We start from the raw sequence: 11531 nt of genomic DNA, 5'->3' as shown, positions 1-11531 counted from the left end.
CCTGAAAACCGGCAACGCCGAGCAGGACTGCGTCATCATCGGCCGCAATGGTCACTTTGGCGAACACCGCATACTTCTTCAGTTCGGTCACCTGCTGCTCGCGCAGATTGCGCCGCACAACATAGGCATAACCTTCTCCACGATGGAACAGACGCAGATTGCTCCACATTTTGCCTTTGGCATCGCAGTGCGCCGCCGGGCGATGCTGCGCTGCGTCCAGCGCCGCCACGTCCAGCGTCAGCTGACCCTGCAGATAAGAGGTGCTGTCTTTGCCCTGCACCGACACCAGCGCCCACTCGTCGAGCGACATCAGCGTTAAAGGCAGGCGCGACGCCGCAGCGGGCTGGCGAGGCGGAAGGGTGAAAATCGGCATGAGTCCGTCCTGATCAATAAGGTTTATCCAGTAATATGCTTACCAATGTTAAAAGAGCAGTGCGCCATTGCAACCTGTTTGCGGAATCTGGCGCACAAATCGCGTGATAACCCTGTAACCGGTGGCATTGCTGTGCGTCACCGCGCGCAGCGTCTGGTTGCACGCCTGCAGCGCGGCGAAAAAGCAGGTACACTGAGCGCCACTGTTATCAGCTGTGGAAGAAGACACATGGATATTCATGACAAAGCGCGCGTCCAGTGGGCATGCCGTCGCGGCATGCTGGAGCTGGATGTCTCGATCATGCCGTTCTTTAAATATGAGTATGATTCGCTGAGCGACAGCGACAAGCAGGTGTTTGTCGCGCTGCTGAAGAGCGACGATCCGGACCTGTTTAACTGGATGATGAACCACGGCGAACCGGCCGATCCCGAGTTCAAACGCATGGTGAAACTGATTCAGCAGCGCAACCGTGAACGCGGGCCGGTGGCAATGTGATCTGCGCGCGTCACGCAGCGCGCGGGTGCTGAATGTGACGCTGTTCGGGCTGTGTGGCGCGCTGTTGCTAAGCTGTCGCTGGCCGGCGGGCTGGGCCTGGGTTCAGATCGCGGTAGTGATCCCGCTGACACTGCAGTGCTGGCGTAACGCGTGTCGCCTGCAGCAGCGCTGCGGAGCGCTCATGCTGGATGACAAGGGTGACTGGTACTGGCGCGGTGAGCGCTGGCAGGCGCAACGGCAGCCAGACTGGCTACCGTGGGGCGTGTTGCTGGTGCTGCGTAACCGTCGCGGGCAGCGCTGGCGGCTGTGGCTGCTGCACGACAGCATGCCGCCCGACGCGTGGCGCGCGCTACGCGCCCGCTGTTTTTTGCTGGATGGCGCGATGCCGCATTAAAGCAGCGCGGCGGTTTCGGTCAGAATCTGTTCACACCACTGCTCGACGCGCTCTTCGCTCAGCTCAAACTGATTAACGTCGTCGAGCGCCAGGCCGACAAACTGCTGACCATCGGCGGTCAGCGGTTTTTTACTGGTGAACTGGTAGCCGTCGAGCGGCCAGTAACCGACAAACTGCACGCCCATCGGCAGCAGCAGTTCGTGCAGCATACCCAGCGCATCAAGGAACCATTCGCTGTACTCGACCTGGTCGCCCATGCCGTACAGCGCCACAATTTTGCCCTGCAGATTGAGTGCCGGCAGCTGTTGCCACACCGCTTCCCAGTCCTCCTGCAGTTCGCCGAAATCCCAGGTCGGAATACCGAGAATCAGTAGATCGTACTGCTCCATCAGCGACGGATCGTCATCTTTCAGGTTATGCAGTGTGACTAATTCTTCACCGATAAAGTCGCGGATTTTCTCCGCCGTCATCTCGGTGTAACAGGTACTGGAACCGTAAAACAGACCGATATTCATGCAATTAATGCTCTGACTGAAACTCACTCTGGCGCAATTGTACCAGAAGCAGGCCAGTTTCAGGCATAATGAGCACGATTTCACACGGCGAGGGGCAACAGTGCAGGACAGCGATCTGATAGAACAGTTTCTCGACGCGCTCTGGATTGAGCGCAACCTGGCGCAGAACACGCTGGCGTCCTATCGTCAGGATTTGCAGACGCTCACTGCCTGGCTGCACCACCATGAGCGCACGCTGCTGACGCTGGAAGCCGCTGATTTACAGCAGTTTCTGGCTGAGCGGATTGAGGGCGGTTACAAAGCCACCAGCTCAGCGCGTACCCTGAGCGCAATGCGCCGTCTGTTTCAGTATCTGTACCGCGAAAAGCTGCGCAGTGACGATCCCAGCGCGCTGTTGTCAGCGCCGAAATTGCCGCAGCGCCTGCCAAAAGACCTGTCAGAAAATCAGGTCGAGCGCCTGTTACAGGCTCCAGCGACGGACATACCGCTTGAACTGCGTGACAAAGCGATGCTGGAGCTGTTGTACGCTACCGGGCTGCGCGTCTCTGAGCTGGTCGGTCTGACGTTGAGTGATGTCAGCCTGCGTCAGGGTGTGGTGCGCGTCATCGGTAAAGGCAATAAAGAGCGGCTGGTGCCATTAGGTGAAGAAGCAATTTACTGGCTGGAGCACTATATGGAACACGGGCGGCCGTGGCTGCTGAACGGACAGACCATTGATGTGCTGTTCCCCAGCAACCGCGCGCAGCAGATGACACGCCAGACCTTCTGGCATCGCATCAAACACTATGCCACCCTTGCCGGCATCGACAGCGAAAAGCTGTCACCGCACGTGCTGCGCCACGCATTTGCCACACATTTACTGAACCATGGTGCCGATTTACGCGTCGTACAGATGTTGCTGGGGCACAGCGACCTGTCGACCACCCAGATTTACACGCACGTGGCGACTGAGCGCCTGCGTCAGTTACATCAACAGCATCATCCGCGCGCCTGAGCAGCGGCAACAAGGATTTGAGATGAAAAAAACCGTTACGACGCTGGCTCTGCTGGTCAGCGCCTTTTCTGCGCTGGCCCATGCCGATGACAGCGCGATTCAGCAATCACTGAAAAAACTGGGTATGCAGCAGGCGGAAATCCAGCCGTCGCCGCTGCCGGGTATCAAAACGGTGATGACCGAAAGCGGCGTGCTGTACGTCACCGAAGACGGCAAGCACATGATTCAGGGCCCGCTGTACGATGTCAGCGGCGCGCAGCCGGTGAATGTCACCAATCAGCTGCTGGAGAAAAAAGTCGCCGCGCTGGCACCGGAAATGATTGTCTACAAAGCGCCGAAAGAGCAGCACGTGATCACCGTGTTCACTGACATCACCTGCGGCTACTGCCGCAAGTTGCACGAACAGATGGCTGACTACAACGCGCTGGGCATCACCGTGCGCTATCTGGCGTTCCCGCGTGAAGGCCTGCACGGCCAGGTGGAGAAAGCCATGACCGCCATCTGGTGCAGCGCCGATCGCAACAAGGCGTTTGATGCCGCAATGAAAGGCGACGCACCGCAAATGGATGCGCCGGCGAGCTGCAAAATCAATCTCGACCAGCACTACAAGCTGGGCATTCTGTTTGGTATTCAGGGCACGCCCGCCATCCTCACCGACAGCGGCATGATCATCCCTGGCTACCAGGGACCGCAGGAGCTGAAGCAGGTGCTGGACGGCCAGAAGCGTGGTGGTTAAGACACAGTGATGCACTCTGTAGAATTGCGTCGGCGTGAAGCCCAGGCCGACGCGCAGTTACCCGATGATTTACCGCCGCTGCTGCGTCGTCTCTACCTGCAGCGCGGTGTCAAAGACGCCGCTGAACTGGAACGCGGCGCGAAATTCCTGCTGCCGTGGCAAAGCCTTGGCGGCATTGAGCGCGCCGTGACGCTGCTGCACCAGATGCTGCAGCAGCAACGCCGTATCGTGGTGGTGGGCGATTTCGATGCCGATGGTGCCACCAGCACTGCGCTCACCGTACTGGCGCTGCGCAGCATGGGCGGCAACGTCGATTATCTGGTGCCGAACCGCTTTGAGGACGGCTATGGCCTGAGCCCGGAAGTGGTAGAGCAGGCGCGCGCGCGTGGCGCCGAGCTGATCCTCACCGTGGATAACGGCATTTCGTCGCACGCGGGCGTCGACACCGCACACCAGCACGGGATTCCGGTACTGATCACCGATCACCACCTGCCGGGCGAAACGCTGCCGGCGGCAGAAGCCATCGTTAACCCTAACCTGAGCGACAGCGCATTCCCGTCACGTTCGCTGGCGGGTGTGGGTGTGGCGTTTTATCTGATGCTGGCGCTGCGTGCCCATCTGCGTCAGCAGAACTGGTTCAGCGACGGGCGCAGTGAACCCAATCTGGCCGAACTGCTGGATCTGGTGGCGCTCGGTACCGTGGCCGACGTGGTGCCGCTGGATGCCAACAACCGCATTCTGGTGTGGCAGGGGCTGAGCCGCATCCGCGCCGGCAAATGCCGTGCCGGCATCCGCGCGCTGCTGGAGATTGCTAACCGCGATGCGCGTCAGCTGGCGGCCAGCGACCTCGGTTTTGCCGTCGGGCCACGCCTCAATGCTGCCGGCCGGCTGGACGACATGTCGGTTGGCGTTGCGCTGCTGCTGACGGAAGATATTGCCCAGGCGCGCATGCTGGCCAGCGAACTTGATGCGCTCAATCAGACGCGCAAAGAGATTGAGCAGGGCATGAAGAGCGAGGCGCTGGCGCTGTGCGATGAGCTGGAGCGCCAGCATCGCGATCTGCCGCTCGGGCTGGCGTTTTATCACCCGGAGTGGCATCAGGGCGTAGTTGGCATCCTCGCGTCACGCCTGAAAGAGCGCTTCCACCGCCCGGTGATCGCCTTCGCACCCGCCGGTGACGGCACGCTGAAGGGCTCTGGCCGTTCGATTGCCGGGCTGCACCTGCGCGACGCGCTGGAACGTATCGACACACTCTATCCTGGCCTGATCATCAAATTTGGCGGACACGCCATGGCGGCGGGGCTGTCGCTGGAAGAGGCGAAGTACGATGAGTTCCGCCAGCGCTTTGCCGCGCTGATCGACGAATGGCTGGAAGGCGAGGCGCTGCAGGGCGTGATGTGGTCCGATGGCGAACTGCATGCGCAGGAGTTCACCCTGCACACCGCGGAAATGCTGCGGGAAGCCGGCCCCTGGGGCCAGGCGTTCCCGGAGCCGGTGTTCGACGGTCAGTTTAAGCTGTTGCAGCAGCGGCTGGTCGGCGAGCGGCACCTTAAAGTGATGGTCGAGCCGCTGGGCGGCGGCCCGTTACTGGATGGTATCGCCTTTAACGTGGACACCAGCCTGTGGCCAGACAGCAGCGTGCGTCAGGTGCAGCTGGCCTACAAGCTGGATATCAACGAATACCGCGGCAATCGCTCGGTACAGCTGATCATCGACCATATCTGGCCACAGTCGTAACCTTTAGAACGTGACGTCGACACCGCCGCGCAGCACCTTCTCATCGCCGCGATCGGCCACGTGGCGGTCGGCACGCAGAAACAGCCGCGCGCGTGCCGACTGCACCAGATCAACCCGCGCACCAAACCACTGCGAGCGGCGATCGAGCTGCATACCCGGAATGGTAAAGCTCTGCTGACCGCTGCCGAAGCCGCTCCAGCGCGCGCTGACGTCCATCGACGGATTGCTGAACGCGTACTGGTATTCGCCGTACAGGCTCAGCATGCTCCACCAGCCCGCCGACCAGTCCTGGCGCGCGCTGAGATTCAGACCACCGTAACCGACGCTGCGGCGATAGCTGTCGCCGTCGCCCTGCAAACCAAACGCGCTGCCGCTGTCGCTGAAGCTGCCGGTTTGCAGGCCGGTTTCACGCCAGCCGAGGTAGGGCTCAATGCGATAATCCTCCTGCAGCGTCCAGCGATAGCCGCTCTGCAGCGCCGCCTGCCAGCTGTCAGTGCGGGCGGAAGAGGAGACCGGCGCGGCCTCGTCCAGCAGCACCAGGCGCTGCAGCTTATCGCGTCCATGCTGATAGCTGAGATTGCCCTGCCAGTACCAGGCTGGCGTCACCGCATAGCGCCCATACAGCATTACGCCCTGCAGGCTGTTCTGGCTGTTGCCGCCGGTGTCGTCATAGGTGGCATCAAGCTGAGTGTGCGTCCAGGCGATGCCGAGGCGCAGGCCGGGCAGGCCAAAGTCGCTGTCGGCACCCAGCGCGGTCAGGGTATTGCGATAGCGGTTGCCGACATAGCCGTCCTGATCGAGCGAGCCGCGCAGCTGGCCGCTCTCCAGCCAGAAGCCAAAGCGCCCCTGTTCGCTGGCATCATCAATGCGGTTGTTGAGCAGGCGCGTCTGATAATCCAGTGCGTTAAACAGCACCGCATTGCCGGAGGCATGCGCCTGGCCGGACAGGGAGTTGATCGCCGCCTGTGCGCTGCGGGTGTCCGCCAGCGTCTGGAAGGCGCCTGCGGCCGCCAGCGCTGACTGCTGCGCACTGCTCAGCGTCGCCTGACCCTGCCAGCGGTCCGCCAGCTCAAACGCCTGCTCCAGGTTGCGGCTGGTTTGCTGCGCGCTGGCACTGTCCATTCCCATCGCCTGTGCCGCTGCGGCGGTGTTCTTGCGCGTGAGCTGGCCGGTAACGCTGTGGGCGTCATAGCTGACGGAACCGTCGAGAAATACGCCGGTATTGACCTGGCTAAACTGACCGCTCACGCCGCCGCCGCTGGTCAGCAGCGTTTCCTGCTGTTTCACCACGTAGCTGGCGGAGGGCGGCGCCAGGTTTAGCGTGCCGTCAAGCGCCGCGTTGCCGGTCACGCGCAGCGGATTGTTCAGCGTGACGTTGAGCGTACCGTCGGCGCTCTGCTGATAATTGCCCGCTACCTGCAGGCCGCCGTTAACCGATCCCTGGTTGACCAGATTGCCGCCGATGCGTCCGCTGCCACCCAGTTTGCCGCTGCCGTTTACCAGCGCATTGCCGGCAATCGTACCGTCAATCAGCAGGCTATTGGCGGAGACCTGCGTCAGGCCCTGATAGCTGTTGTTGCCGGTCAGCTGCAGCGTACCGCCGCGTTCGCTGCCGTCCAGCACCAGCCCGCGATCGCCGCTGATGTCATTGCTGAACACATACTGGCCGCCGTCGAGGCGCGCACTGAAGTCCTCTGCCCAGAATTGTCCCGGCCCGTTTAAGGCTTTGGCGGCGTTAAGATCGCCCCAGCCGAACGTCTCATTGTATGGCCGCCCGTTGGCGCTGTCGGCGACGTTATCGTGCGCATCACTGCGGTAGGTGGCGGTGGTCAGCAGGGTTTGCTGCAGGTTATGGCCGCTCATCCACGGGAAACGCTGCAGCAGCTGCGAGGCCGCAGCCGTCACGCGCGGTGCGGCAAACGAGGTGCCGTAGCTGCGCGCCTGCACCCAGCTGCCGTCGGAGTTTTGATACAGGTAATCGGTATAGCCCGGCGCGGTCAGGCACCACGCGGCGGCCGCGCCGCAGGCGTCAAACGGTCCGGTGCCGGCTGCGCGGCCTGGCAGGTCATAACCGGTATGACTCAGGATACCGGTCACCGCCAGCAGATTACGTGCCAGCTGCGGGTCGTTATACATCAGCGGTGTCAGCACGTCCGGTGCCGGCGTGGCGCCGCTGTTGTTGCCGGTGATCATCACCGCCAGCCCATCTGCCGCAGCCACCGCGTTGAGCCCCTGATACAGTGACTGATAGCGCTGGCGCGCATCGGTTAACGCCTGCTGGCTGGTGAGGCGCTCCTGCGAACCGTAGGACATATTGAAGATGCGTACGCCCTGTGCCACTAAGCCCTGCACGGCGCGCGCAGTATTGTCGTAGCTGAAAATATTATTTTGTGACGCCTGCGCCACATACAGCGCGCTGTCAGGCGACAGCCCCAGCAGCGTCATCGCCACCAGCGTGCCGTGCCCGTTGATCCCCATGTTGTCATTCAGCGCGGTGTTGCTGTCGACATAACTGGAGAAATTCACGTTGGCGTAATTAATTTCGCTGCGGCCCGGGGCCAGACCAGAGTCAATGATGCCCACTTTATTGCTGGCTGCCGTGGCCGGCACCGCAGGTTCAACGACCGGCGTGACCGGGGTCAGGGTGCCGCCGCCGCCGCTACCACCGCCGCCGCCGCCGCCGCCACCACAGGCGCTCAGCAGAAACGGGATGATCAGCGCCAGCAGGCGCGGTGAGGATCGAAAAGTAACAACAGGATAATGCATGGCAACTCCTCATGCCTCTCAGGGCATGTTGTCGCCCGTTCACGTTAACGGGCCTGAATGCAGTCTTTCCCTGTCACGAATACTCCTGAGCAACGTGGCTGACAGACAGAACGCAATAGATGAAGCACGAACCCCTGAGATTCCGCCAGGGTGCAGAAAGGATAAGGTGCGCACTGGCCGGTTGATGGCCAGGACAGCGCAGCATTGCGCAGGCTAATCGCGCTATATCACGCTTCGAACCAGACATTTCTGATGGTGGAGTTTTAATGATTTTGTTTGAGAAATCATGGGTTTTAATGACGCCAGCTGGCGTTTATTGCCGTGATTATGTAGGAAAATTCTGAAGGCGCACCGCGCCGATGGCGAGTGACAGCGGGATTTCTGGCAACCGCCATACCTGCCGGTTTCCAGAACTGGCGCAATTATTTTCTGCCGGTTCATACGCGGTATAGCCATTGATGTGCAAAGCTACAAACCAGGCGCGCTTTCGGGTAAACTAGCGCGTTACTTTTATCTCCTCTCACCGAATCGTCAAAAAAGACTGAAAAGCCATGTTTGAAATTAATCCGGTCAAAAATCGTATCCAGGACCTCAGTGAGCGCAGCAGCGTTCTTAGGGGGTATCTTTGACTACGATGCCAAGAAAGAACGCCTCGAAGAAGTAAACGCCGAGCTGGAACAGCCGGACGTCTGGAACGAACCTGAACGCGCGCAGGCGCTGGGCAAAGAGCGCGCCTCGCTGGAAGCGGTGGTTGAAACGCTCGACCAGATGCAGCAGGGGCTGGAAGATGTGCAGGGTCTGCTGGAGCTGGCGGTTGAAGCCGACGACGAAGAGACCTTTAACGAAGCCGTAGTCGAGCTGGACGCGCTGGACGTGAAGCTGGGTGAACTGGAGTTCCGCCGTATGTTCTCCGGCGAATATGACAGCGCCGACTGCTACATGGATATTCAGGCCGGCTCCGGCGGCACCGAAGCGCAGGACTGGGCCAGCATGCTGCTGCGCATGTATCTGCGCTGGGCGGAAGCCAAAGGCTTCAAAACCGAGATCATCGAAGAGTCCGAAGGCGAAGTGGCCGGTACCAAATCAGCCACCATCAAAATCATCGGTGATTACGCTTACGGCTGGCTGCGTACCGAAACCGGCGTTCATCGTCTGGTGCGTAAGAGCCCGTTCGACTCCGGCGGTCGTCGTCACACCTCCTTCAGTTCGGTATTTATTTACCCGGAAGTGGATGACAACATCGACATCGAAATCAACCCGGCCGACCTGCGTATCGACGTCTATCGCGCCTCGGGTGCCGGTGGTCAGCACGTTAACAAAACCGAGTCAGCGGTGCGTATTACCCACCTGCCGACCAACATTGTGGTGCAGTGCCAGAACGACCGCTCGCAGCATAAGAACAAAGATCAGGCCTTCAAACAGCTGCGTGCCAAGCTGTATGAATACGAAATGCAGAAGAAGAATGCCGACAAGCAGGCGGCGGAAGAGAACAAGTCGGACATCGGCTGGGGCAGCCAGATCCGTTCATACGTTCTTGACGATTCGCGCATCAAGGATCTGCGTACCAGCGTAGAAACGCGTAACACCCAGGCCGTACTGGATGGCGATCTTGACCGTTTTATTGAAGCAAGTTTAAAAGCAGGGCTATAAGGAACCGACATGTCTGAACAACAACCGCAGAGCGCTGATGCCGCCCTTGAGTTAAACAACGAACTGAAAGCGCGTCGCGAAAAACTCAGCGCGCTGCGTGAAAAGGGCGTGGCGTTTCCTAACGATTTCCGCCGTGACACCACCTCCGATCGTCTGCATGCCGACTATGACAGTAAAGAGAACGATGAGCTGGAAGCGCTCGGCGTTGAGGTGAGCGTAGCCGGTCGTATGATGACCCGCCGCATCATGGGTAAAGCGTCGTTCGCCACCCTGCAGGATGTGGGCGGTCAGATTCAGATCTACGTTTCCCGTGACGATCTGCCGGAAGGCGTCTACAACGAGCAGTTTAAAAAATGGGATCTCGGCGATATCCTCGGCGCGCGCGGTAAGCTGTTCAAAACCAAAACCGGCGAGCTGTCGATCCATATCTCTGAGCTGCGCCTGCTGACCAAAGCGCTGCGTCCGCTGCCGGACAAATTCCACGGCCTCGCCGATCAGGAAACCCGTTACCGTCAGCGTTACCTTGACCTGATCTCCAACGACGATTCGCGTAAGACCTTCAAAATTCGCTCACAAATCATGGCCGGCATTCGTCAGTTCATGGTTAACCGCGACTTTATGGAAGTGGAAACGCCGATGATGCAGGTGATTCCTGGCGGCGCGTCCGCGCGTCCGTTCATCACCCATCACAATGCGCTCGACATCGACATGTACCTGCGTATCGCGCCGGAGCTGTACCTCAAGCGTCTGGTGGTCGGCGGTTTTGATCGCGTGTTTGAGATCAACCGTAACTTCCGTAACGAAGGGATCTCGCCGCGCCACAATCCAGAGTTCACCATGATGGAACTCTATATGGCGTATGCGGATTATAAAGATCTGATCGAGCTGACCGAGAGTCTGTTCCGCACCCTGGCGCAGGACGTGCTGGGCACGACGGAAGTGCCTTATGGTGATCACACCTTCGATTTCGGTAAGCCGTTTGAGAAGCTCACCATGCGTGAAGCGATCAAGAAATACCGTCCTGAGACGGACCTCGCCGATCTGGATGACTTTGATAAAGCCGTGGCGATTGCCAACACGCTGCACATCAAAGTGGAGAAGAGCTGGGGTCTGGGCCGCGTGGTGACCGAGATCTTCGAAGAGACGGCAGAAGCGCACCTGATTCAGCCAACCTTCATCACCGAGTATCCGGCAGAGGTGTCACCGCTGGCGCGTCGTAATGACGAGAACCCGGAAATCACCGACCGCTTTGAGTTCTTCATCGGCGGCCGTGAAATCGGTAACGGCTTCTCCGAGCTGAACGATGCGGAAGATCAGGCCGAGCGTTTCCTGCAGCAGGTTAACGCGAAGGACGCCGGTGATGACGAAGCGATGTTCTACGACGAAGACTACGTCACCGCGCTGGAGCATGGTCTGCCACCGACTGCGGGTCTGGGCATCGGTATCGATCGTCTGGTCATGCTGTTCACCAACAGCCACACCATTCGTGACGTGATCCTGTTCCCGGCTCTGCGCCCGACCGGTAAGTAATCAGGTTGCCTTCACCCTCACCCTAACCCTCTCCCATTGTACAGTCCGGGGACATCGTGAACACTTGTTCGGGGACATGGTAGACACTTACAACTAAGGCATAAGAACCCGTTTATGGAGTCGCTTATGCCCTGGGATGCGAGAGATACCATGTCATTACGTACTGAGTTTGTTCTGTTCGCCTCGCAAGACGGGGCGAACATCCGCGAGCTGTGCCGCCGCTACGGCATATCTCCCGCCACCGGCTACAAGTGGCTTCGCCGCTGGGATGAGGAAGGACCGTCCGGCCTTCAGGACCGCTCCCGCGCGCCCCGTCACTCACCCAACCGCTCATCTGACGA

At 59.9% G+C, this 11531-nt stretch carries 10 protein-coding genes and 1 pseudogene; 8 read left to right on the top strand and 3 right to left on the bottom strand.

Going from position 1 to position 11531, the window contains the following annotated elements; all coding sequences use genetic code 11:
* Positions 1-373, bottom strand: a pseudogene (gene ygfZ / locus ERD80_RS21135) (tRNA-modifying protein YgfZ); the annotation flags it as partial.
* Positions 374-601: 228 nt separating this feature from the next.
* On the opposite strand from ygfZ, the gene sdhE reads away from it, so the two are divergent.
* Both sdhE and ERD80_RS21125 read left to right on the top strand, forming a co-directional pair.
* On the top strand, positions 602-868 hold the full coding sequence (gene sdhE, locus ERD80_RS21130; RefSeq protein WP_010616925.1) for an FAD assembly factor SdhE: 267 nt from the start codon (positions 602-604) through the stop codon (positions 866-868).
* Positions 843-1262: a protein YgfX gene (locus ERD80_RS21125; RefSeq protein ID WP_125309810.1), complete on the top strand. Its 420-nt coding sequence runs from the start codon at positions 843-845 to the stop codon at positions 1260-1262. The genes sdhE and ERD80_RS21125 overlap by 26 nt, the downstream gene beginning before the upstream one ends.
* Here the strand turns inward: ERD80_RS21125 and fldB are convergent.
* Positions 1259-1777: a flavodoxin FldB gene (fldB, locus tag ERD80_RS21120; protein WP_010616927.1), complete on the bottom strand. Its 519-nt coding sequence runs from the start codon at positions 1775-1777 to the stop codon at positions 1259-1261. The two genes, ERD80_RS21125 and fldB, sit on opposite strands and share 4 nt — an antisense overlap.
* Positions 1778-1877: 100 nt before the next feature.
* On the opposite strand from fldB, the gene xerD reads away from it, so the two are divergent.
* From xerD to recJ, 3 genes are read left to right on the top strand one after another with little or no spacing between them, the layout of a single operon-like run.
* Positions 1878-2771: a site-specific tyrosine recombinase XerD gene (gene xerD, locus ERD80_RS21115; protein ID WP_058757089.1), complete on the top strand. Its 894-nt coding sequence runs from the start codon at positions 1878-1880 to the stop codon at positions 2769-2771.
* Positions 2772-2793: 22 nt separating this feature from the next.
* Entirely contained in the window at positions 2794-3507 is a 714-nt protein-coding gene (gene dsbC / locus ERD80_RS21110; RefSeq protein ID WP_136548429.1) for a bifunctional protein-disulfide isomerase/oxidoreductase DsbC, read from the top strand.
* A gap of 9 nt (positions 3508-3516) precedes the next feature.
* A complete protein-coding gene (gene recJ / locus ERD80_RS21105; protein ID WP_021506678.1) occupies positions 3517-5244 on the top strand; it encodes a single-stranded-DNA-specific exonuclease RecJ in 1728 nt (575 codons plus the stop codon).
* 3 nt (positions 5245-5247) lie between these two features.
* Here recJ and ERD80_RS21100 read toward each other — a convergent pair whose 3' ends face one another.
* Positions 5248-8010, bottom strand: a complete 2763-nt coding sequence (locus ERD80_RS21100; protein ID WP_136548427.1) for an autotransporter domain-containing protein — start codon at positions 8008-8010, stop codon at positions 5248-5250.
* A 551-nt stretch (positions 8011-8561) separates the two neighbouring features.
* Between ERD80_RS21100 and prfB the strand changes: the two genes are divergently transcribed.
* The 3 genes from prfB to ERD80_RS21080 all read left to right on the top strand — a co-directional run.
* A protein-coding gene (gene prfB / locus ERD80_RS21090) for a peptide chain release factor 2 (protein ID WP_104093670.1) occupies positions 8562-9660 on the top strand; the annotation gives its coding sequence in 2 pieces (ribosomal slippage) (positions 8562-8636 and positions 8638-9660; 1098 coding nt in all).
* 9 nt (positions 9661-9669) lie between these two features.
* A complete protein-coding gene (gene lysS / locus ERD80_RS21085) occupies positions 9670-11190 on the top strand; it encodes a lysine--tRNA ligase (protein ID WP_136548425.1) in 1521 nt (506 codons plus the stop codon).
* Positions 11191-11304: 114 nt separating this feature from the next.
* Positions 11305-11531, top strand: a 227-nt coding sequence (locus ERD80_RS21080; RefSeq protein WP_136547507.1) for a helix-turn-helix domain-containing protein, incomplete at its 3' end; no start/stop codon positions are given.

The organism is Pantoea sp. R102, assembly GCF_004916815.1.
In the GTDB taxonomy this organism is placed as follows: Bacteria; Pseudomonadota; Gammaproteobacteria; order Enterobacterales; family Enterobacteriaceae; genus Pantoea; species Pantoea dispersa.
This window is presented reverse-complemented; position numbering and strand designations above follow the sequence as displayed.